The sequence below is a fragment of the Burkholderia torrens genome, assembly GCF_984668525.1.
Genome location: NZ_OZ480213.1, coordinates 865830 through 886891, shown reverse-complemented (window position 1 = coordinate 886891; position 21062 = coordinate 865830). Strand labels below are relative to the sequence as shown.

Below are 21062 nucleotides of genomic sequence, written 5' to 3'. Positions count from 1 at the left end.
CGTCACGCCGTCAACGTCACCGACAGGCTGCCCAGCTCACCGAAGCGGACCGTCAGCGCATCGCCGAGCGGCACGTCGATCGCGCCCGCGTACGAACCGGTCGTCACGATCTGCCCGGCGCGCACCGCGTCGCCGCGCGACGCGAGGAAATTGACGAGCCATACCAGCGGCTGCAGCGGATCGCCGTCCGGATGGCGGCCGTCGATCGTGCGGTTCAGCGCGCCTTCGAACGACAGCGCCAGCGTCGCGAGCGGCACGTTCAATCCATCGGGCACGACGGGGCCGACGCACAGCCCCTGGTTGAATTGCCCGTCGGCCAGCAGCTCGAACTTCGACGCGCGCGCCGGCTCCGCATAGCGGCAGCCGAGCACCTCGAGCACGATGCGCACTTCGCGGATCGCCGCGCGCACGTCGCCTTCGTCATACGGCTGCTCGCGTGCGGGCAGGTCGCGATCGAGCACGAACGCGATTTCCGGTTCGATCCGCACGATCGGGCCGCCGACGACGCGATACGGCGCATCGGCTTCACGGATCGTCGACGCGAAGATCGGCGCGAGGATCACGCGGTCGGGCGGCGGCAGCGCGCATTTCCATCCGCCGACGGGTTCGCCGAGCAGGTCGGCCACGCGCTGCTGGATCGCGAGTGCGGTGTCGACGTCCTCGGGGCGCAGCGCATCGGGCAACAGCGGGCCGGGCGAGCCGGCATGGCGGGCGGCGACGAGATGCTGGGCGGCGCCGTCCACGCGTTCGATAGTCGTTGTCATGTCGGTTGAGCGAGTTGAAAGTGGGGCCGGCAAAAAAGGGCCGGACGAAAGTCGCATGGTCGATGATAGCGCCTTCGGCGCAATGGCTGCTCGAAAGCCCCTCGGCGGACCGGCTTTCGGCTGCGGTTCCGGCCGTCGTCGAAGACGCAGTGACCGAGCTCACGTCGCGTCGCTTTGCCGCATGTGCGGCTCCGGCCGGGTTTGACGATCGTCAACGTCCGGGCCCGTCGCCGGCCGATGATGGTGCCATGGCCGAGCGCGATGGGGCGCGCGGCAGTTCACCCAGCGAGGTTCGCATGTACAAGAAGATCATGGTGGCCGTCGACGGCAGCACTTCGTCGAAACAGGCGCTTGCCGAGGCCGTGAAGATGGCGCTGGCGGGCGATACGCACGTCAGCGTCGTGTATGTGGTCGACACGTCGGTGCTGTTCACGTACGCGGGCCGTCTCGATCCGCATGCGCTCGTCGAGGAAATCCGCGACGAGGGGCGCAAGGTGCTGCGCGAAGCCGAACAGATCGTCGCACTGGCCGGCGCGAAAGGCGAGGCCGAACTCGTCGATACCGAGAGTATCGGTGAGGACATCGCGGAACGCCTGCAACGCTATGTGAAGGAGCGCGGCATCGATCTCGCGGTGGTCGGCACGCACGGACGCCGCGGCCTGCGGCGCATGCTGCTCGGCAGCGTCGCCGAGCGCTTCGTGCGCGGCTCGAATTGCCCGGTACTGCTGATCCGCGGCGACGACGCCGGCGAGCCGGCCGCTGCCGCGGCAGCCTGACGCGGCGGCGCGCGATGATACGTCGCCAGTACCGCATCGTCGTCGCGGCGGTTGCCGTGTTCGTGTCGCTCGCGGGGATGATGGCCGTCGTGACGGGGCTGCTGTTCGACGCAGCGATGGCGCTGCGCGGCGGCGCCATCGCGTTGATCGTCGGCGTGGCCGGCTTCGTCGTGATGCTGAATCCGGGCGCGAAAGGCGAGGAGTGACGCGGGAGGCCGCATCTCACCCGTGTGCGTCAGCCCGGTCGCACCGGCTTCGCGCAGGCCGTTTCCGACCGCACGCGCTTCTGTCAAACTGGCGCCCATGAAACCGCGCCTCGCTTCACCGCTTTCCCCCGATTCCGCGCCTGCGCCCGCAGGCTTTCCCGACGCCGACGAACTGGCCGCGCTGCGCGCGTGGTACGCGGGCATGACCGTGCGCCAGGCCGTCGAACGCTACCTGCCCGATCGCCTCGGCGAAGGGCGGTCGGCGCGCGGCGTGATCGGCGCGATTCGCCGCCGCCTCGTGCGCGTCGCGCGGCAGGCCGGCCGGCCCGATCTCGCGGAACGGCTCGGCCATGCCGACGGTGAGCGTTTACGGGAGGCGAAAGCCGCGGCCGAAGCGATCGGCCTGCTGCGTCATGCGCGTACGCCATTGCCGCAGATCAGCGACGACGTTGGTTTGTGGCTGCCCGCCCGCGCGGTCGTCGCGCTGCGTGCGCACGGCATCGCGACGCTGGCCGACCTGACGGTGCGGATTCCGCGCCGGCGCCAGTGGTGGCGCGCGATCGCGGGCCTCGGCGCGGCCGGTGCGCGGCGCATCGAGGCATTCTTCGCCGCGCATCCGGACCTGACCGAACGGGCGCGCGCACTGATCGCCGCGACGCCGCGCGGCAGCATCGTGCCGTGGGAGCAGCTGAAGCTGCCGCACGAAGTCGACGGCTCGGCCGGCACGTTCCGCGCGCCGCGCGCGACCAGCACGCTCGACGCGGACAACGACTACGCGGCCGTGCACGCATGGCTGTCGCTGCACGAATCGGCCGCGACGCGGCGCGCATACCGGAAGGAGGCCGAGCGGCTGATCCTGTGGGCAATCGTCGAGCGCGGCCGCGCGTTGTCGTCGCTGACGACCGAGGATGCGGTCGCCTATCGCGCGTTCATCCGGCGCCCGACACCGCACGAACGCTGGGTCGGGCCGGTGCGGCCGCGCGGCGCGCCCGACTGGCGGCCGTTCTCGGGCGCGCTGTCCGCGCGGTCGGCGGCGTATACGTTGTCGGTGCTCGGCGCGCTGTTCCGCTGGTTGATCGAACAGCGCTACCTGCTCGCGAATCCGTTCGCGGGCGTGAAGGTGCGCGACACGGGCGGCGCGAACGCACTCGACACGTCGCATGCGTTTACCGAAGGCGAGTGGCTGCTGGTCCGCACGATCGCCGACGGGCTCGAGTTCCAGAAGCGCACGCCGGCCGGCGCGCCGCAGCCGGGCTGGACGCCGGCAGCCGCGCAACGGCTGCGCTTCATCCTCGATTTCGGCTATGCGACCGGGCTGCGCGCGAGCGAGCTGGTCGGCGCGACGCTCGGCGGCATCGAGACCGACGCGCACGGCGATGCATGGCTGAAGGTGCTCGGCAAGGGGAGCAAGGCCGCACGCGTCGCGCTGCCGCCGCTTGCGCGCACGGCGCTCGATCGCTATCTGGTCGCGCGCCGGCTGCCGGTGACACCGGTGCGCTGGCGGCCCGATACGCCGCTGATCGCGAGTCTCGCGGAAGACGGCGCAGCCGCGATCACGAGCGTGCGGTTGTGGAAGGTGATGCAAAGGTTCTTTGCGCAGACGGCCGATGCCGTCGAGGCCGAAAACCCGGCGCTCGCGCAGAAGCTGCGCCAGGCGAGCCCGCACTGGATGCGGCATACGCATGCGACTCACGCGCTTGCGCGCGGCGCGGAGTTGACGACGGTGCGCGACAACTTGCGACATGCGTCGATCTCGACGACGTCGATCTATCTGCATGGCGACGACGTGAAGCGCGCGCGGCAGATGTCGAGCGCTTTCGCGGCCGACAAGTAAGCGGCACGCGCGGCGGCGCACCTGCGCGCTTGCGCGAACCGATCAGGCCGGTCAGTCGCCGGCCGGGTCGTCGCGTTCCGCCGCCACGCGTGCGAGCCATTCCGCGTAACTGGAGGCGACGCGCTCGCGCAGCTCGTCGTCATGCCACACGCGGATCACCTGGCCGGCCACGCCGCCTTCCGCGGGATCGAGGTCGATGCACAGATGATTGCCGCTGCCGTCGTGCGTGAACGGAATCCACTTGAGGTTGTACCAGTCGTCGCGGATGCCGGCGTCGGGTTCCGACGTCATTTCGTCGAAGTCGCCGCCGGTAACGAGTTTCCGCCAGACCGACCATTGCGCGACGATCTCCTGCGCGCTGAGCAACGCGTCGCTTTCGGTGAAAACGGCGTCCGGATCGGCTTGCCCGTCGTGCAGCCGGAGGCTGTCGATCACGTCGTCGGGCAGCATCGAACCCAGTGCGGCATGCAATTCGGCGAGCACATGATCGTCGGCCGGTCCGTTCAGGCCGCCCGGCAAGCTGGCGGGATGGGCGGCGATCGCGTGTTCGATGCGCTTCCACGCGTCGCGAACATCATGCGTTGCCATGCCGGCAACCGGTGCGTCGGAGAAGGATGCGGCCTGCCGCGGCTGCGCCGTAACGTTCGCGGCTTCGTCCGCCGTCACGCCGGTATGCGACGTGCGCGTGCCGGTGCCATCCAGCCGCAGAAACAGGACGGGCGTCCCGGCCGGCAGCACATCGACGCCCGCCGGGATCGCGACGAGCACATCGGCTTCGGCGACGCCGCGAATCGGCCCGTCACCCTGGATCGGCAGCAGGCGGACGCGCGATTCGCCGCGCTCGGTGGCGGACAGGTTGCCCCATCGCATCCCGTTGCATTCGGCATCGGGTTCGACGTCGTGCGCGGTCAGTGCGGTTTCCCAGTACGGTCCCGGCGCCGCGACATGCTCCAGAGAATCGAGCACGTGCGGGACGATCGCGTGCAGCAGCACGGCGACGCCGCTCGTATGTCCCGGCAGGTTGACCAGCACGGCCTGGTCGTAGCTGACGAATACCTCGGTGCGGTCAGCGACGCCGGACGGCATGGGGGTTGTGACGGTCCACTTCGTCGGCGGCGAACGGTTGTCGCTTCGTCCGATATTGAACCGCTCGCCGGGTGCCTGCTTGATCGCGATCCGCTCGGAACTGTTCGGATACATCGTCTGCGCATTCAGGCCGCGGATCGCGAACGGCGCGCCGGCCGGCAATCCGGCACCGACGATCAGGTCGTAGCGGCCGGAAAGCGCGCTCAGCTGCTGCCTGAATTCTCGTTCGTTGCGCTCAACGTCGGACGACCACGGAAACGACGCGGGCAGCGGCAGATATTCGACCGCCGGGACGTCATAACCCCATTGCCGCAGCACCGCGCGCAGATACGGGCCCATCGAGTCGAATCGTTGCCAGGGTTCGCGCGCGTGGCCCGGCGGCACCCCATCGTAGCCGGCGATCACGATGCCGACACGCGGCCGCCTCGTGACGGCAACGTCGCGCACACCTGCCGCGATCAGCGCCGCCTGCCGTGCAGGCGTGATCCGCGACCCTTTCGCGAGGAGCAGCTGTCCTTTCCGGAACTCACTGCCGATGGCGATCACGTGTTGTCCTTCCGCCAGCGGCGCATGAAACCGCAGGCGTGCACCCGTGTTCGAGTCGATCCACTGATGCTCGGCTTTCGGCGCAACCGTGTCGGCGTGATCCGGCATCGCGACGTATGCCGGAATGCTGGCCGCCTGCCGTTCGCCGAGCGCGCGGGCGGCCGGGCTGGCCGCGCGCGACGCCAGCTCGCCCAGCGCGACCTTGCAGTCGAGCTCGACGGGTTCGCGGCGAGAGGCGGTTGCCGTATCGGCCGCACGCAGCGCGTAGCCGTCGCAGGCGGCCAGCGGAACGGACGGAACGTCGTCCGGCGCGAGGATGTCCTCCGCCGTGACGCGCAATGCCGCTTCGTCGATCGGGATCGACTCGCTCAGCATCGCACCGGGAACGAGACGCCGGCATGATTCATAGGCCTGCCTGAGCCATGCGGGATAGTGGGCGGGTACGCTCATCGGGTTCCTCGTCGTGAAGCGCCATTGGACGATTCATCGCGCTGCGATGTAACTGTCAGGTGTGTCAGGAGATTGTCGGCAAGCGAAGTCGGCCCGTGCTGCAATACGCTTTCCGTCGACGAATCGATGACGCGCCGCAGCGCATCTGCCGATGGAGCGGAACGGTCGGTGCACATGACGGTCATAAATTTTTTTCAAGGAGCAGTGAATGGCATCGAGCCAAGGCACGGTTGATTTCATCGTCGAGCAGATCGCGGCGGCCGGTACGGTATCGGCCCGCAAGATGTTCGGAGAATACGGCATCTATTGCGACGGCAGGATGGTCGCCCTCGTCTGCGACGACCGGCTGTTCGTCAAGCCGACGCCGGAAGGGCGCGCGTATCTCGGCGCCTGCGAAGAAGCGCCGCCGTATCCGACCGCGAAGCCGCACCTCGTCATCGCCGGCGATCGCTGGGACGACCGCGAATGGCTGTCCGCACTGATCCGGATCACCGCCGCGCAGTTGCCGATGCCGGTGAAGCGGAGCCGATAGCGGCAGCGTGACATGCAGGCGTATTCTGTGACACATGCGCGCGACCATCGCGCGGCAGGGAGTACAAGAATGGAGACATCCGGACATCCGCGCGGCAGGCGGCATGCCCGTCGCGCGTGGCAAGCGTTCGTCGCGGCGCTGTGTGTCGGCTGGAGCGCGTTGTCGTTCGGCGCGGACGGCGCGAACGGCGCCGCCGCGTTGCTCGATCGCTATCACGGCCTCGGCGCGCAACTGAAGGACAACGCGTTTCACCGGCCGCTTTACCTCGAATCGGCGGAGGCGTCGTCGTCGCTGAAGGGCGACATCTACGCGGTGGTCGACTATCCGTTCGCGGTCGTGAGCGGCCAGTTCAACGACCCCGCGCAGGGCCCCGCGAACTGGTGCGCGGTGCTGATCCTGCACCTGAACACGAAATACTGTCATGCGTCGAGCGGCAGCAACGGCCCGGTGCTCGACGTGAACCTCGGCCGCAAGATCCAGCAGCAGCTGTCGGATACCTATCGCGTGCAGTTTCGCTATCGCGTGGCGGCCGCGACATCCGACTATTTCCAGGTCGATCTGACCGCCGACAGCGGCCCGATGGGCACGAAGGATTACCGGATCGCGCTGGAGGCCGTGCCGGTCGGTGCGTCGCGCACGTTCCTGCACCTCACGTATTCGTATGGCTTCGGCGCGGTCGGCCGGATGGCGATGAAGACCTACCTCGCGACGGTCGGCAGCGAGAAGGTCGGGTTCACGAACGTCGGCGCATCGGCCGCGCAGCCGCAGTACGTCGGCGGCGTGCGCGGGCTGCTGGAGCGCAACACGATGCGCTACTACCTCGCGATCGACACGTATCTGGCGACGCTCGACAAGCCGCTCGACCAGCGCCTCGCGCGCTGGTTCGACGCGACCGAGCAGTATCCGCAGCAACTGCACGAAGTCGAACGGAGCGCGTATCTGCAGATGAAAGCGCAGGAGGTGCAGCGGCAGCAGGCGGCGCGCTGACGGCTGCCGCTCAATCGAGCAGAGCCGCGACGACGTCGACGATCCGCTGCAGCAGCGCTTCGTCGTAGGGCAGCCACGGCACCGCGCGCAGCGGTGACGGCGGCGGCTCGATCGCGGCATCGACGGGCTCGCCGTCGCGCGTCACGCGGCCGGTCGCGCAATGCACCGACCACGCGCCGACCCGCACGTGGCGTTCGTCGATCGAGATCTTCCCTTGCGCAACGGATTCGGCGAACACGAGCGACAGCACGTGCTTGCGATGCCGCGCCATCACGCCGAGCGGCAGATCCGACAACCGGTCCAGGCGCTGCCGACGGTCGGATTCGAGGTCGCGCAGACGGACCGGGTCCGCCGCAAGCGAAGCGGCCGCCGCGCGTGTCGCGTCGTCGTCGAGCGCGAACGCGGCCACGCTGACGAGCAGGTCGACCGCGCGTGCCACTTCGGAGAACACGACTGCGTCGATCTCACCGATCGGCAGCGGCACCCAGCGCCGGTCGTGCCGGCGTTCGAAGTACAGCCGGCGTGACGTGCCGTGGCCTTCCGTACCGGGATAGAGCCGCGCGTCGACGAGGAACGTCGCGCGCACATCGCCGAATTCGCGGGCCAGCCCGTCGTCGTATGCGCGGATCGACCAGCCTTCGCGGCGCGCGACGCCGAGCAGCGGCCGGCTCGACAGCACGTGACCTTCGAACATCGCGGAATCGCTGGCCGACGCGTCGCCGTCGGCCGGCACGTAGTATTCGCGGAACGCCTGCCTGACCGGCTGCCGGAGCGTGCGGCCGACGATCGCGCGCTGCCACGCGAGCCGCTCGTCCGCGTCGGCCAGCAGCGGATGCCAGAGCCGGATCTCGCAGTCGGCGGCGAGATCGCACGCGTGCCCGGCCGCGTCGCGCAGCACGACCTTGCCTTTCGCGATGTCGGGGATGAACGATTGCGTCGATCCATCGCGGCCACGCGCTTGCCAGATCATCCGCGCGGAGAACGCGGCGCCGGCCGGCGCATCGACGAGCCGTTCGCGCCATTCCGCCTGGCCAAGCGACATCGGCTGCCAGAAGCCGGCTTCCATGCACGTGGCGAGCATCGCGAGCTGCTTCTTGTCCGGTTTCGCGTCGAGCGTCATGCGCAGCGCGGTGCGCGGCCGCTCGCCCAGTGCGCGTTCGGCCGGCTTCAGGTTGCGCGCGAGCTTCTTCTGCACACCGGCGTGACGCACTGTGGCCAGCGCGTCGCGCAGCGCACGCACGCCCTCGGGCGTCGGGATCGTCTCGACCGCGTGGCCGAGCGCGATCGCGAGCGACTGCGACGGCGCCGTCTTCGCGGTTGTCGGTGCGACGCATACGCCGGTCAGCAGCGGCCCGATCAGCGGGCGCAGCCACGCTTCGTCGCGATAGGCGGCCACCCGCGCGGCGCGCGCGACGACCTGCGCGTCGTCGGTCGTGAACGCGCGATCGGCCTCGTACGGCGCGGCGCCGGCATGCAGCGCGGCGACCCGTTGCGCGGCCTCGGTCAGCGCGTCCCGTGCGAACGCGACGTACGCGGCGTCTTCCGCGAGCGTGACGGCCGGATCGCTGGCGTCGAGCCACAGCCGCTTCGGCGCGAAATAGCCGTCGTTCGTCGCGGCCAGCGCGAGCAGCGCGGCCGCGCCGAGTTCGGGCAGCACGTCGAGTTCGCGTACGCGAAACGGTGAGCCCGCGAGCGCCTGCGCATAGGCCTCGCGCCGTGCCGAGAAGTCGCGGCGGCCGGCGAACCAGTCGAGCGCATACGCGCCATACGCGGACGTCGCGCCGATCTCGCCGTCTTCCGGCTCGCCCGCGATGCGCGCGAGCTCGGCCTGCAGCGCGGGAGACGGCAGCGCGTCGAGGCAGGGCAGGTCTTCCAGCGCGCGTTTCCATCCGCCGGGCGGAATGTCGCGGAACAGTTCGAGCGCGGTATCGGCGTCGACGAGCGGCACGAGGCCGAGCGCATCGATCTGCCCGCGCAGCCAGCGCGCGAATTCGGCGCGCGGGTCGTCGTACGCGTGATCGCGCAGCATGATCTCGTGCTGCGCGCGACGCAGCGCCGGCCAGACTGTACCGAGCGTGTGTGCATCGAGCGTCGACAGGTCGATCGGCGCGCCGGTGAAGCGTGGATGGTCGGCCGTGCCGGTCAGTCGCGCGACGAGCAGCGCGGCGAGATCGCGATCAGTCATCCGCGGTTTCCTTGTCGGCGACGCGCGATGCGCGGTCGATCGTAACGTTCTGACACCATTTCATCATCTGTACTTGTCGGGCGGCGCGGATTGCGCTGGCAGGGTGGGCTGCGGGTTCGATCGTGTGCGGCACGAGCCTGACTCCGGCAATGAATATCGGGCGGTCGCACAGTATTGCACCCCCATTGAGACAGTCGGACGAATGTCCGTGCGGCGGGCGTTCCGGGCCGATCCGGCCGCGTCGAGCCAGGTTTTCGGCCGCCCGGCCATTTCGTAAGACGTACAGTTCTCCCGCCATGCGTGATTCGCGCCGAACTGTACTCTTGTTCGCGTGGTCGATGTGTGTACTCGCCGCCAACTGTTCTGCTCTTAAGATTCCATCATCAAGTGCACAGTGCCGCAGATCTAGTCGTACCGGAACCCTGTCGGCGCATCTTCAAGAGAGAGCCAGTGCGATGGAAAAGGCAAAACCGGAGGGAAAGATCAGGAATCACGACGGCCCGGCCGGCGGGCGAAACACGTGCGTGCGGAACGCACACGGCAGGGCCGCGCGGCGGCACATGCCGGCGGGAGACGCACGATGAAACTCTATGAAAAACTCGCGGACGACATCGAGCGCCTGATCCGCCAGGGTGTGTACCGGCACGGCGACCGGATTCCGTCGGTGCGGCAGGCAAGCCAGCAGCACCGGATCAGCATCACGACCGTGCTGCACGCGTATCTGTTGCTGGAAAGCCGCGGGCTGCTCGAAAGCCGCCCGCAGTCGGGCTATTTCGTGAACCTGCGGCGCGACGACAGCCATGCGCCGGTGCGCGAGCTGCGGCCGTCGAAGCCGATCGCGATCTCGTCGTCGGTCGACGTGAGCCGGCTCGTGCTGTCGACGCTGCGCTCGATCGGTACCGACGACGCGGTGCCGCTCGGCTCGCCGTACCCGGACCCGAGCCTGTTTCCGTTCGAGAAGCTGAACCGCTATGCGTACGCAGCCGGCCGCGACAAGTCGCTGTGGGGCGTGACCGACGGGCTGCCGCCGGGCCATCCGCGGCTGATCCGGCAGATTGCGCGCCGCTACCTGGAAAACGGGATGTCAGTGGACCCGAACGAGATCATCGTGACGGTCGGCGCGACGGAGGCGATCAACCTGTGCCTGCAGGCGGTGGCGAAGCCGGGCGACACGATCGCGGTGGAGTCGCCGACGTTCTACGCGATGCTGCACGCGATCGAGCGGATGGGGATGAAGGCGATCGAGGTCGCGACGCACCCGGAATACGGGATCGACATCGCGGCGCTGGCCGCGATCGCGAAGTCGCAGCCGATCGCCGCATGCATGGTGATGCCGAACTTCCAGAACCCGCTCGGTTTCCAGATGCCCGACGAGCGCAAGCGCGAACTGGTTGAGTTCGCAACGAAGACGGGTATGCCGATCATCGAGAACGGCGTGTACAACGAACTGTATTTCGGCGATACGCATCCGAGTTCGCTGAAGTCCTACGACCGGACCGGTGTCGTGCTGCATTGCTCGTCGTTCTCGAAGAGCCTGACGGCCGCGTACCGGATCGGCTGGGCGCTGCCTGGCCGCTATCGCGATCAGGTCGAGAAGCTGAAGTTCCTGAATACGCTCGCAACGCCGTCGCTGCCGCAGCTGGCGATCGCGGAGTTTCTCGAGCGCGACGGCTACGAGCATCACCTGCGGCGTCTGCGCAAGGCGTATGCGCAGCAGGCGAACCTGATGCGAGCGATGGTGTCGCGGTTCTTCCCGGAAGGCACGCGCATGTCGAGCCCGGCGGGCGGCTACGTGCTGTGGGTCGAGTTGCCCGCGCAGGTCGATGCGATGCGGCTGTACCAGCTCGCGCTGGAGCAGGGGATCACGATCGGGCCCGGCTACATGTTCTCGATCACCGACAACTACCGGAACTTCATCCGGTTGAACTACAGCAGCCCGTGGTCGCCGGAGATCGAGCAGGCGGTGATTGCGGTCGGGAAGCTGGCTGCGGCGTGCATGCGGTGAGCGGACGGGCGACGCGAGTCGCGGGCGGTGGGACCTGCCGCGTGGCGACTCATGTCGTTCGAGCCCAACCGGCCTCCGAAAACGACCGTGCCGCCGATCGCAGCCAACGGCAGAAGGCGTCGACTGGCGGCCGCGCGGTGGCCGCGCGCGTCGTCAGCAGATGGTAGCTGTAGGGGCCCGGCACCGGGTTGCCCGGTGCAATGGCCAACAGCCCCTGCCTGACCGCATCGGCGGCGAGGACATCCGACGCCACGGCCACGCCTTGGCCCGCTATCGCGGCATCGAGCGTGAGATAGGTATGCGAGAAGCTCGGCCCTTGTCGCAACCGGGCCGCGCCGGCGTGCACGCCCCGCATCCGGCACCAGCGCATCCAGTCCACCTGCTCCGGAATGCGGGCCTCGTATTCGTCATGCAGCAATGTTGCACGCACCACATCGTCCACGGTGCGCAACGGCGCGCATATCGACGGCTGCCCGACCGCCAGGAACGTCTCCGGCATCAGCTTTTCCGCGACGAGCCCCGGATAGGGGCCCAAACCCAGGCGGATCGCGACGTCCACGCGCTCGCGGCTGAAGTCGATGGCCGGCACCGAGGCCAGCAGGCGCACCTCGATGTCGGGATGCAACTGCCGGAACTCGCCCAGCCGCGGCATCAGCCAACGTGTCACGAACGACGGCATCGCGGTGACCGTCACCTCGGGGGAATCCGCAGCTTGCCGGATGCCGAGCGACGCGCGCTCGAGCTCGTCCATCAAGCGCTCGATTTCCAGGAAGTACCGCCGTCCGATGTCCGTCAGCTGGACGGACCGGGCGCCACGCATGAACAACGGCGTTCCCAGCCACTCCTCGAGCAGCCGCACCTGATGTCCCACTGCACCGGACGTGACGCATAGCTCTTCACCCGCACGGGCGAAGCCGCCATGACGGGCCGCCGCCTCGAATGCGCGCACGGAGAGCAGGGGCGGAAGTTGTCGCGGCATGACTCAGTTAAATTTAGTCTCAGTGCGTAAACGTTTGATTTGTTGCGCTGGAAAGGCGCGCTTAATCTGGAAGCCTCACATCGCGAGGCTCAGAAATAGTGAGCCATGTCATTTCCGGAGTCAACATGGATCTAAGCATTCACGGCGAGCCGAATCCCGCGCTCGCTCCGTCGTTTCGAAAGGTGCTCGTTCCCTGGGCGGTCCAGGGCGGGCTCAATCCACCGGTCATCACGCACGCGCAGGGGTGCTACTTCTACGATGCGAACGGCAAGCGCTATCTGGACTTCACCAGCGGCTATGTCGCGGTTTCGCTGGGTCACGGCCATCCGAAGGTGGTCCAGGCGATCCAGGCGCAGGCCGCGCGCATGTGTTGGGTCGCATCCAGCTACTTCAATGACGTGCGCGCCGAATACGCCGGACTGCTGAACAGCGTTTCGCCGTGGCCGGAGGGACTGCGCGTGCACTTCACCTGCGGCGGCGCCGAGGCGAACGACGACGCGGTGAAGATCGCGCGGCTGGTGACACGCAGGCCCAAGGTGCTGACGGCTTATCGGTCGTATCACGGCAGCACGATCGGCGCGAGCGCGATGACGGGCGTGGACCGCTGGCGCGATCCATTTCCGTCGCTTCCGGGCATGGTGAAGTTCTTTGCGCCGTATCCGTACCGCAGCCCCTTCCATACATCGGATCCGGCCGAGGAGACACGCCGTGCCCTCGATCACCTTGCGCGCGTCCTTTCGCATGAAGGCGCACAAAACGTGGCCGCGATCCTGCTGGAGCCGATGACCGGATCCAGCGGTGTCGTCGTCTACCCGCAGGGGTATCTCGAAGGCGTTCGGGACCTGTGCGACCGGCACGGCATCCTGCTGATCTTCGACGAGATCATGACGGGCTTCGGGCGCACAGGTGCATTGTTCTGCGCCGAGCGGGTCGGCGTATTGCCCGACCTGATTTCGTTCGCCAAGGGGGCCAGCTCGTCGTACACGCCCCTCGGCGGTGTCCTGGTGCGCGAAGGCGTGGCCAGCCACTTCGATACCGAACTCTTCGACGTGGGGCACACGCATGCGGGCCACGTGCTGGCGGTCGCGGGCGGGCTCGCCGCGCTGAAGGTCTATCTGGAAGAGGGCTTGTTCGAGCGGGCGCGCGAGATCGAGGGCTGGCTGCGCGACGGTCTAGGCGAACTGGCGGAGCGTCATCCGTCGATCGGAGACGTGCGCGGCATGGGCGCCCAGTTCGGCATCGAGCTGGTACGCGATCGGGAAACGCGGGAGCCGCTCGTCGAGTGGCATCACCCGGCGGGATCGGCGCCGATGCGGGCGTTCTATGGCGAGCTGCTGAAGCGCGGCGTTCACGCCTACGGGCGCTACAACGTGGTGATCGTGGCGCCGCCTCTCGTCATCTCGCGCACGGAGCTGGACGAAGGACTGGACGCGCTCGACGCAGCGCTGACAGCACTGGAGGCTGCGCGATGACCGCCGAGGACATTCTGTATCGAGAGGCGCGCGGCGTGACGGATCGATATGGAAAAGGACGTCGCGCGTGGTGACGTCACCCACCCGTCACCGGCGGGAAAAACGCGACCTCGCTATCCTCCCGCACGACGAATTCCCCGGTCACCATCTCGAGGTTCACGGCCGCCCGCACGGGGCGGTCCATCCGCAGCGCATCAGCGCTGCGCGCGTCGCGCGCGGCCAGCGTGCTGCGCAGCGCATCGACGGTGAGTTCGTGTGCATCGACCTCGACGGTTTCTTCGTCGCGTTCGAGTTGTTCGCGAATGCTCGCAAAGTATTTGATCGTCAGTTTCATGGAGGGGTCTTGAATGGAGTCGGCAGGATCGGAAAGCGCGGCGCGCGGAACGGATGGGGTCAGCCCCAGCGCCGCATCGCCTGGTCGTCGTGCGCCTTCGCCTCGACCCAGCCGGATTCGCCGTCGTGCCGGATTTCCTTCTTCCAGAACGGTGCGTGCGTCTTCAGGAAGTCCATCAGGAATTCGCACGCATCGAACGCGGACGCGCGATGTGCGGCAGCCACCACGACCAGCACGACGGACTGGCCGAGCGGAATGCGGCCGACGCGGTGCACGATCTTGACCGCTTCGAGCCGCCAGCGCGCGCTCGCTTCCTCGACGATGCCCCACAGCGCCTGTTCGGTCATCGTCGGGTAGTGCTCGACCTCCAGCGCGACGACGTCGTCGACGTCGCCCTCCTTGCGCACGACACCGAGGAAATTCACGACGGCACCGACATTCGGATTGCGAACGATCGGCGCGAGCTCGGCGCCTGCATCGATCGGCGCGTACTGCACGCGCACTTCGAAGCCGGCGGTGATCGCGGGCGGCGGTTCGGTGTGCGGGTCGGCCGCATCGGCGGGAAGCGGGTGGCCGCCGGCACGCAACGGATCGTCCGGCAGCCCGGCGCGGGATTCGGTGAAGGTCGTCATGACAGGTTCTCCTGTGGGCGGTGCGTCCTGTGTGGCGCGGCGGCCGGTCAGCCGCCGACGAGCGACATGCGCACGGTCGGATAGGTCTTGCCCGGCGCGCGGGCCGGCCGTGTGGCCCGGCGCTCGGAATAGCGGTCGTCGCGCCGCGTCCAGCGATCGCGCACGGCGGCCGCGAGGTCGCCGGTCGACGCCGCATCGTCGAGCCACGGCCGCAGGTCGGTGCCTTGCGTCGCGAACAGGCATGTATAGAGCTGCCCGTCGGCCGACACGCGGGCACGCGAGCAGGTGCCGCAGAACGGGTGCGACACGCTCGCGATGAAGCCGACTTCGCCCGCACCGTCGATGTGCGCGCAACGGATCGCGGTCGCGTCGTGCCCCGGTTCGCCGACGAGCACGAGCGGATAGTGCTCGTCGATCAGTTCGCGCATTCGCGCGGCCGGCACGACCTTGTCGCCGGACCAGAAGCTCGCGCCGCCGACGTCCATGTATTCGATGAAGCGCACGGCCACGCCCGTGTTCCGGAAGTGGCGTACGAGCGGCAGGATCTGGTCGTCGTTCGCGCCGCGCTCGATCACCGCGTTGACCTTGACCGGTGCGAGCCCGGCTGCGTGCGCGGCTTCGATGCCGGCGAGCACGCGCGACACCGGTACGTCGGCGTCGCTCATCCGGCGGAATACGGCGTCGTCGAGCGCGTCGAGGCTCACGGTCACACGCGACAACCCGGCGTCGCGCAGCGAGCGCGCCTTCGCGGCAAGCAGCGAACCGTTGGTCGTCAGCGCGATCTCGACGGGCTTGCCGTCGACGGTCGTCAGCGCGGCAAGCCGTTCGATCAGCGCCTCGAGATTGCGGCGCAGCAGCGGCTCGCCGCCCGTGAGGCGGATCTTCTCGACGCCGAGCGACGTGAACGCGCGCGCGATCTTTTCGAGTTGTGCGAACGACAGCCGCTCGGACGACGGCATGAAAGCATAGTCGGAACCGAAGCTTTCTCGCGGCATGCAGTAGCCGCAGCGGAAGTTGCACTGGTCGATCACGGACAGGCGCAGGTCGCGCAGCGGGCGCCCGAGCGTGTCGGACGTGCGGGGAAAGGCGCCGGGCGATACGCCGCCGGATGAAGCGGCGGCGGCCGGCGCGGCTGAAACGATGGCATTCACGATCGGTTCGTCGGCCTGCATGAAGTAAGCGGAGAGGCGTCGCCGGTCAGCCGCGTGTGTGCCGACGTGTCGGCGCACAGGTCGTGACGAGCCTCATCGTGAGCATAGTCCGCCGGGTTTTGGCGGCAGAGGCACAATCGCGCCCGAATTGCAGGAATACAGTTCTCCTCGCGGCGGGCGCGGCGCAGGGGGCGCATCGGGCGCGTGATCGGCGTCGCGCTTATGCGAGCCAGGGCGCGAATTCGTAATACGGTACCGCGTCGCCGCGCGCGATGGTGCGGCCCACCGGCAACCGCGCGAGCCCGCTCGCCTGCACGAGCGACTGCAGCGTGCCGGCGCCTTGCTGGCGCAGCGTATCGAGCACGGGCGCGCCATCGGCGCCGACGGTGCAGCGCACCCGCACGAAGCGTTCGCGCTGCGCGTCGGGCTCGAAGCCGGTGTCGATCGGCAGCGACGGCACGACCGGCAGGCACGCGTCGCGACCCTGCAGGCGGCGGATCAGCGGCGCGACGAACAGCGCGAACGCCGTCATCGCGGCGCCCGGATTGCCGGGCAGCAGCACCACGGGCAGCGTGTCGAGCCGCGCGAGCGCAACCGGCTTGCCGGGCTTCATCCGCACGCCGGTGACGATGAACGATGCACCGAGCGCGGTCAGCACGGGGCGCAGCAGGTCCTTGTCGCCGACCGATGCGCCGCCGACGCAGATCACCAGGTCGCAACCCGCGTGCAGGTCGCGCAGCGCACGATCGACGGCCGCCGCCGTGTCGGCCGCATGCACGCACATCGCGACGCCGGCACCGGTTCCCGACACCAGCGCGGCGAGCATCGGCGCATTGCTGTTGTAGATCTGCTGCGGCGCACGCGGCTGGCCGCATGCGACGAGCTCGTCGCCGGTCGTCAGGATGCCGACGCGCAGCGCCGGGCGCACATCGATGCGCGCGAAACCTTGCGCGGCGGCCACGCCGACGTGCATCGCGCCTATCCGCACGCCGGCCGGCACGAGCAGGTCGCCGGCGCGCACTTCCTCGCCGCGGCGGCGGATGTGCGATCCGCTGCGCTGCGGCGCGTCGAACGTGACGCGGCCGTCCTGTTCATGGGCATGCTCCTGCATCACGACGGTATCCGCGCCGGGCGGAATCAGGCTGCCGGTAAAGATCCGGGCGGCCGTGCGCGGGGCCAGAGGCGCCGGCATGTCGCCTGCATAGCAGTGTTGCGCGACGCGCAGCGGTTCGCCCTGCGAGAGATCCGCGTGACGCACGGCATAGCCGTCCATCGCGCTCTGGTCGGCCGGCGGCTGGTCGAGTACGGCGGTCAGCGGCGCGGCCAGCACGTGGCCGGCTGCTTCGGCGACCGGCAGCGAAGCGGTGGTGGCAAGCGGCGCAAACGCGCCGGCGAATTGCTGCTGCGCGGTATCGAAATCGAACAGGTGTTTCATGACGAGCAGGCCGGGTGCGCGGGCGCAAGCGCCGGTTGGTCGGGGTGAACGGCGGCCGGCGACACATATTCGACGAAGCCGTCGTTGCGGCAGAAGCCGAGCAGCCGTAAGCCGGCTTCGCGGGCGACGTCGATCGCGAGCGACGTCGGCGCCGAGATCGTCGCGATCATCGGGATGCCGACCCGCGCGGCCTTGCGCACCAGTTCGTAGCTCGCGCGGCTGGACAGGAACACGAAGCCGGCGCCGAGGTCGGCGCGGCGCCGCGCGAGATGCCCGATCAGCTTGTCGAGTGCGTTGTGGCGGCCGACGTCCTCGAACACGTCGAGCACGGCGCCGTCGCGGTCGCACCACGCGGCCGCGTGGATGCCGCCCGTCTCGCGCATCAGCGTCTGGCGGGCCGGCAGCGCGCGCGCGGCATGGGCAATCGCGTCGGCGCCGATGCCGGCCGCCGCGCCGGCGGCCGCGATGCGCGGCGGGTGCAGGTCGAGCTGCGCGATGCTTTCGATCCCGCAGACGCCGCAGCCGGTGCGGCCGGCCAGCGCGCGCCGGTGCGCCTTCAGCGCCATGAACGCCTGTTGCGACACGGTGAGCCGCACTTCGGCGCTGCCGGGCCGGCATTCGCTTTCGATGTCGAATACGTCCGACGCACGCTCGACGATGCCTTCGCTCAGCGCGAAGCCGAGGCCGAACGCGTCGAGGTCGATCGGCGTCGCCATCATGACCGTGTGCGAGATGCCGTTGAACACGAGTGCAACCGGCGTTTCGTCGACGACGCGATCGACGGTGTCGCGCGCTTCGCCGGCACGATGGCGCGTCACGTGACACGCGGTGCTGCCGGTCGGATCGTCGAGTCGGGTGCAGGACTCCATGCGGGTTTTCTCCAGGCGGATCGGCCGGCGCGTGCGCCGGACGACGGGGATCGATGCTGCCGGACGGGCGCCGCGGGCGGCGCACTACCGCCTCGGGCAGGCGTTGCATAACATGTTAAGTGGAGTGAACAGCGCGCCGCAGGCACAGCGCGGCGACGCGGAAAGCAGTACAGCTGGCCACCCCGCAGGCACGAAATGTGTTTTCCGTGCACACATCTTCGGCGACGGAAGCAGCACAGTTTCAGCGCGCGTTCGAGTGATTGCGAGTATCGTTGCAAACGCGATATCGTCATTCACGCTTCGATGCCGTGCGAGTGACTGTTTGTGTTCGCATGTGTTGTCGCCAAGCCGTCGCGCGATTTCCTGCTTCGGGCGTACGTCCTCACAACCACGAGCAAATTACGGTCATGGAAATCTTCGATGCGTTCCATCTCGCCCGATTGCAATTCGCATTCACGGTGTCGTTCCACATCGTGTTTCCCGCGATCAGCATTGGCATGGCGAGCTTCCTGGCGGTCCTGGAGTGGCGCTATCTCGTCACCGGCGACGCCGCCTACAAATCCATGTTCCAGTTCTGGTCGAAGATCTTCGCGATCGGCTTCGGGATGGGGGTGGTCTCCGGCGTCGTGATGGCGTACGAGTTCGGCACCAACTGGGCCGGCTTCTCGCGCGTCGCGGGCAACATCACCGGGCCGCTGCTGACGTATGAAGTCCTGACGGCGTTCTTCCTCGAGGCCGGCTTCCTCGGCGTGATGCTGTTCGGCTGGCAGCGCGTCAGCCCGCGGGCGCACTTCTTCGCGACGCTGATGGTCGCGGTCGGCACGCTGATCTCGACGTTCTGGATCCTCGCGTCGAACAGCTTCATGCAGACGCCGCAGGGCTACAAGATCGAGAACGGCCTCGTCGTACCGGTCGACTGGTTCAAGATCGTCTTCAATCCGTCGTTCCCGTACCGCCTCGTGCACATGACGATCGCGGCGTTCATCGTCGCGGGCTTCATCGTCGCCGCGTGCGGCGCCTGGCACCTGCTGAAGGGGCGCCGCGACGAGCCGGTGAAGCGCAGCTTCTCGATGGCGCTGTGGATGCTGCTGGTGCTCGCGCCGATCCAGATCGTCGTCGGCGATGCGCACGGGCTGAACACGCGCGAATACCAGCCGGCGAAGATCGCGGCGATCGAGGGGCTGTGGGAAACCGAGAAGGGCGGCACCGCGCTGAACCTCTTCGGGCTGCCCGACATGCAGGCCGAAACCACGCGCTATGCGATCCAGGTGCCGCACCTCGGCAGCCTGATCCTCACGCACAGCTGGGACGGCGAGATTCGCGGGCTGAAGGAATTCCCGCCGCAGGATCGCCCGTATTCGCCGATCATCTTCTGGACGTTCCGGATCATGGCCGGCCTCGGGATGCTGATGCTGCTGACCGCGCTGCTCGGGCTGCTGCTGAGAAAGGGCGGGCGTCTCTATGAAACGCGCTGGTTCCAGTGGTTCGTGGTCTGCATGGGGCCTTCCGGCATCGTCGCGCTGCTGGCCGGCTGGATCACGACCGAGGTCGGGCGGCAGCCGTGGACGGTCTACGGCGTGCTGCGCACCATCGATTCGGTCGCGCCGCTCAGCGCGCAGCAGGTCGGCGTGTCGCTGCTGATCTTCGTGGTCGTCTATTTCCTGGTGTTCGGGACGGGTATCTACTACATGATGAAACTGATGAGGCGCGGGCCGGCTGCCCAGGCCGGGTACATCGAGCTGCACCGGCATCCGGGGCTGCGCAAGAGCGCGCTGTCCACGCCGCTGAACGTCACCGAAGCGGAGTAAGCCATGCACATCGATCTTCCTGTCGTATGGGCCGCGATCATCGGCCTCGGCGTATTCATCTACGTGATGCTGGACGGCTTCGATCTCGGTATCGGCCTGCTGTTTCCGTTCTTCGATGCGAAAGCCGAGCGCCAGGTGATGCTCGACACCGTCGCGCCGGTATGGGACGGCAACGAGACGTTCCTCGTGCTCGGCGGCGCGGGCCTCTACGGCGCGTTCCCGGTCGTGTATTCGACGCTGCTGCCCGCGAACTACCTGCCGCTGGTGTTGATGCTGGTCGGCCTGATCTTCCGCGGCGCGGCGTTCGAGCTGCGCGCGAAGGCCACCCGCACGCAGCACATGTGGGATCTCGCGTTCATCGGCGGTTCCGCGCTCGCCGCGTTCTGCCAGGGGATCGTGCTCGGTTCGCTGCTGCAGGGCATCAAGATCGAGAACAACCAGTTCGCGGGCGGCCCGTTCGACTGGCTGTCGCCGTTCAGCCTGCTCTGCGGGATCGGCGTGCTCGTCACGTATGCGACGCTCGGCTGCGGCTGGCTGATCCTGAAGGTCGACGGCGAACTGCAGCGCAAGATGCGGCTGCTGATGAAGCCGCTCGCGGGCGTGCTGCTCGCCGTGATGGGCGTCGTGAGCCTGTGGACCGTGATCGGGCTGCCGGCCGTCGCGCACCGCTGGTTCGGCAGCGGCAACCTCGGCTGGTTCCTGCCGGTGCCGATCCTCGTCGTCGCATGCGTGTGGGGCATCTTCCACTCGGTGAAGCGCACGCACGAGGCCACGCCGTTCCTGCTGACGCTCGCGCTCGTGTTCCTCGGCTATACGGGGCTCGTGATCAGCATCTGGCCGAACATCGTGCCGCCGTCGCTGACGATCTGGGATGCATCGTCGAGCCATTCGAGCCAGCTGTTCGCGCTCGTCGGCACCGTGATCGTGCTGCCGATCATCCTCGTGTACAACGCGATGCAGTACCGCGTGTTCCGCGGCAAGGTGCGCGAGGGCGACATCGGCTATCACTGA

The 21062-nt window shown here is 68.2% G+C and carries 19 protein-coding genes; 9 read left to right on the top strand and 10 right to left on the bottom strand.

Annotated elements, in window-relative coordinates; genetic code table 11:
- Positions 1–2: 2 nt before the first annotated feature.
- Positions 3–764, bottom strand: coding sequence for a 2-keto-4-pentenoate hydratase (locus tag AC5LXX_RS34330; protein ID WP_493413639.1), 762 nt, complete (start codon positions 762–764; stop codon positions 3–5).
- A 296-nt stretch (positions 765–1060) separates the two neighbouring features.
- On the opposite strand from AC5LXX_RS34330, the gene AC5LXX_RS34325 reads away from it, so the two are divergent.
- The 3 genes from AC5LXX_RS34325 to AC5LXX_RS34315 all read left to right on the top strand — a co-directional run bounded on the left by AC5LXX_RS34325 (position 1061) and on the right by AC5LXX_RS34315 (position 3580).
- Positions 1061–1540, top strand: a complete 480-nt coding sequence (locus AC5LXX_RS34325) for a universal stress protein (RefSeq protein ID WP_493413638.1) — start codon at positions 1061–1063, stop codon at positions 1538–1540.
- A gap of 14 nt (positions 1541–1554) precedes the next feature.
- On the top strand, positions 1555–1746 hold the full coding sequence (locus tag AC5LXX_RS34320) for a DUF2964 family protein (protein ID WP_493413637.1): 192 nt from the start codon (positions 1555–1557) through the stop codon (positions 1744–1746).
- A 97-nt stretch (positions 1747–1843) separates the two neighbouring features.
- On the top strand, positions 1844–3580 hold the full coding sequence (locus AC5LXX_RS34315; protein WP_493413636.1) for a site-specific integrase: 1737 nt from the start codon (positions 1844–1846) through the stop codon (positions 3578–3580).
- A 51-nt stretch (positions 3581–3631) separates the two neighbouring features.
- Here the strand turns inward: AC5LXX_RS34315 and AC5LXX_RS34310 are convergent, their stop codons facing one another.
- Positions 3632–5662 carry an SMI1/KNR4 family protein gene (locus AC5LXX_RS34310; protein ID WP_493413635.1) on the bottom strand — a complete coding sequence of 677 codons (2031 nt, stop codon included), beginning with the start codon at positions 5660–5662 and terminating at the stop codon, positions 3632–3634.
- Positions 5663–5870: 208 nt separating this feature from the next.
- Between AC5LXX_RS34310 and AC5LXX_RS34305 the strand changes: the two genes are divergently transcribed.
- Positions 5871–6194, top strand: coding sequence for a TfoX/Sxy family protein (locus AC5LXX_RS34305; protein ID WP_124456312.1), 324 nt, complete (start codon positions 5871–5873; stop codon positions 6192–6194).
- Positions 6195–6263: 69 nt separating this feature from the next.
- Positions 6264–7181, top strand: a complete 918-nt coding sequence (locus AC5LXX_RS34300) for a hypothetical protein (protein WP_493413634.1) — start codon at positions 6264–6266, stop codon at positions 7179–7181.
- Between the two features lie 10 nt (positions 7182–7191).
- Here the strand turns inward: AC5LXX_RS34300 and AC5LXX_RS34295 are convergent, their stop codons facing one another.
- Together AC5LXX_RS34295 and AC5LXX_RS34290 are read right to left on the bottom strand one after the other, a co-directional pair.
- Positions 7192–9366, bottom strand: a complete 2175-nt coding sequence (locus AC5LXX_RS34295) for a DUF4132 domain-containing protein (RefSeq protein ID WP_493413633.1) — start codon at positions 9364–9366, stop codon at positions 7192–7194.
- Positions 9359–9664: a hypothetical protein gene (locus tag AC5LXX_RS34290; RefSeq protein WP_493413632.1), complete on the bottom strand. Its 306-nt coding sequence runs from the start codon at positions 9662–9664 to the stop codon at positions 9359–9361. The genes AC5LXX_RS34295 and AC5LXX_RS34290 overlap by 8 nt, the downstream gene beginning before the upstream one ends.
- Before the next feature lie 282 nt (positions 9665–9946).
- Between AC5LXX_RS34290 and AC5LXX_RS34285 the strand changes: the two genes are divergently transcribed.
- Positions 9947–11371 carry an aminotransferase-like domain-containing protein gene (locus AC5LXX_RS34285; RefSeq protein WP_124456318.1) on the top strand — a complete coding sequence of 475 codons (1425 nt, stop codon included), beginning with the start codon at positions 9947–9949 and terminating at the stop codon, positions 11369–11371.
- Between the two features lie 49 nt (positions 11372–11420).
- Here the strand turns inward: AC5LXX_RS34285 and gcvA are convergent, their stop codons facing one another.
- Positions 11421–12350, bottom strand: a complete 930-nt coding sequence (gene gcvA, locus AC5LXX_RS34280) for a transcriptional regulator GcvA (protein ID WP_493413631.1) — start codon at positions 12348–12350, stop codon at positions 11421–11423.
- A gap of 125 nt (positions 12351–12475) precedes the next feature.
- On the opposite strand from gcvA, the gene AC5LXX_RS34275 reads away from it, so the two are divergent.
- On the top strand, positions 12476–13822 hold the full coding sequence (locus AC5LXX_RS34275) for an aminotransferase class III-fold pyridoxal phosphate-dependent enzyme (RefSeq protein WP_493413630.1): 1347 nt from the start codon (positions 12476–12478) through the stop codon (positions 13820–13822).
- 76 nt (positions 13823–13898) lie between these two features.
- On the opposite strand, the gene moaD is transcribed toward AC5LXX_RS34275, so the two are convergent.
- The 5 genes from moaD to fdhD form a co-directional block, all read right to left on the bottom strand.
- Complete coding sequence (gene moaD / locus AC5LXX_RS34270; RefSeq protein ID WP_174392819.1) at positions 13899–14156, bottom strand: molybdopterin converting factor subunit 1; 258 nt, start codon at positions 14154–14156, stop codon at positions 13899–13901.
- A 59-nt stretch (positions 14157–14215) separates the two neighbouring features.
- The gene (locus AC5LXX_RS34265; RefSeq protein WP_493413629.1) at positions 14216–14788 is read right to left on the bottom strand and encodes a molybdenum cofactor biosynthesis protein MoaE; all 573 of its coding nucleotides are present in this window, start codon (positions 14786–14788) and stop codon (positions 14216–14218) included.
- Between the two features lie 47 nt (positions 14789–14835).
- Positions 14836–15960, bottom strand: coding sequence for a GTP 3',8-cyclase MoaA (gene moaA, locus AC5LXX_RS34260; RefSeq protein WP_493413628.1), 1125 nt, complete (start codon positions 15958–15960; stop codon positions 14836–14838).
- A gap of 199 nt (positions 15961–16159) precedes the next feature.
- On the bottom strand, positions 16160–17374 hold the full coding sequence (locus tag AC5LXX_RS34255; RefSeq protein WP_493413627.1) for a molybdopterin molybdotransferase MoeA: 1215 nt from the start codon (positions 17372–17374) through the stop codon (positions 16160–16162).
- Positions 17371–18243 carry a formate dehydrogenase accessory sulfurtransferase FdhD gene (gene fdhD, locus AC5LXX_RS34250; RefSeq protein ID WP_493413626.1) on the bottom strand — a complete coding sequence of 291 codons (873 nt, stop codon included), beginning with the start codon at positions 18241–18243 and terminating at the stop codon, positions 17371–17373. Before fdhD ends, AC5LXX_RS34255 begins: the two co-directional genes overlap by 4 nt.
- Before the next feature lie 407 nt (positions 18244–18650).
- Between fdhD and AC5LXX_RS34245 the strand changes: the two genes are divergently transcribed.
- Positions 18651–20051, top strand: a complete 1401-nt coding sequence (locus tag AC5LXX_RS34245; protein ID WP_124456324.1) for a cytochrome ubiquinol oxidase subunit I — start codon at positions 18651–18653, stop codon at positions 20049–20051.
- Positions 20052–20054: 3 nt separating this feature from the next.
- Positions 20055–21062 (top strand): cytochrome d ubiquinol oxidase subunit II, encoded by a 1008-nt coding sequence (gene cydB / locus AC5LXX_RS34240; protein WP_124456325.1) that lies wholly within the window; start codon positions 20055–20057, stop codon positions 21060–21062.

Coding starts and splice junctions, on each gene's coding strand:
- AC5LXX_RS34330 (WP_493413639.1), bottom strand. CDS start 764: ATGACAACGACTATCGAACGCGTGGACGGCGCCGCCCAGCATCTCGTC.
- AC5LXX_RS34325 (WP_493413638.1), top strand. CDS start 1,061: ATGTACAAGAAGATCATGGTGGCCGTCGACGGCAGCACTTCGTCGAAA.
- AC5LXX_RS34320 (WP_493413637.1), top strand. CDS start 1,555: ATGATACGTCGCCAGTACCGCATCGTCGTCGCGGCGGTTGCCGTGTTC.
- AC5LXX_RS34315 (WP_493413636.1), top strand. CDS start 1,844: ATGAAACCGCGCCTCGCTTCACCGCTTTCCCCCGATTCCGCGCCTGCG.
- AC5LXX_RS34310 (WP_493413635.1), bottom strand. CDS start 5,662: ATGAGCGTACCCGCCCACTATCCCGCATGGCTCAGGCAGGCCTATGAA.
- AC5LXX_RS34305 (WP_124456312.1), top strand. CDS start 5,871: ATGGCATCGAGCCAAGGCACGGTTGATTTCATCGTCGAGCAGATCGCG.
- AC5LXX_RS34300 (WP_493413634.1), top strand. CDS start 6,264: ATGGAGACATCCGGACATCCGCGCGGCAGGCGGCATGCCCGTCGCGCG.
- AC5LXX_RS34295 (WP_493413633.1), bottom strand. CDS start 9,366: ATGACTGATCGCGATCTCGCCGCGCTGCTCGTCGCGCGACTGACCGGC.
- AC5LXX_RS34290 (WP_493413632.1), bottom strand. CDS start 9,664: ATGGCGGGAGAACTGTACGTCTTACGAAATGGCCGGGCGGCCGAAAAC.
- AC5LXX_RS34285 (WP_124456318.1), top strand. CDS start 9,947: ATGAAACTCTATGAAAAACTCGCGGACGACATCGAGCGCCTGATCCGC.
- gcvA (WP_493413631.1), bottom strand. CDS start 12,350: ATGCCGCGACAACTTCCGCCCCTGCTCTCCGTGCGCGCATTCGAGGCG.
- AC5LXX_RS34275 (WP_493413630.1), top strand. CDS start 12,476: ATGGATCTAAGCATTCACGGCGAGCCGAATCCCGCGCTCGCTCCGTCG.
- moaD (WP_174392819.1), bottom strand. CDS start 14,156: ATGAAACTGACGATCAAATACTTTGCGAGCATTCGCGAACAACTCGAA.
- AC5LXX_RS34265 (WP_493413629.1), bottom strand. CDS start 14,788: ATGACGACCTTCACCGAATCCCGCGCCGGGCTGCCGGACGATCCGTTG.
- moaA (WP_493413628.1), bottom strand. CDS start 15,960: ATGCAGGCCGACGAACCGATCGTGAATGCCATCGTTTCAGCCGCGCCG.
- AC5LXX_RS34255 (WP_493413627.1), bottom strand. CDS start 17,374: ATGAAACACCTGTTCGATTTCGATACCGCGCAGCAGCAATTCGCCGGC.
- fdhD (WP_493413626.1), bottom strand. CDS start 18,243: ATGGAGTCCTGCACCCGACTCGACGATCCGACCGGCAGCACCGCGTGT.
- AC5LXX_RS34245 (WP_124456324.1), top strand. CDS start 18,651: ATGGAAATCTTCGATGCGTTCCATCTCGCCCGATTGCAATTCGCATTC.
- cydB (WP_124456325.1), top strand. CDS start 20,055: ATGCACATCGATCTTCCTGTCGTATGGGCCGCGATCATCGGCCTCGGC.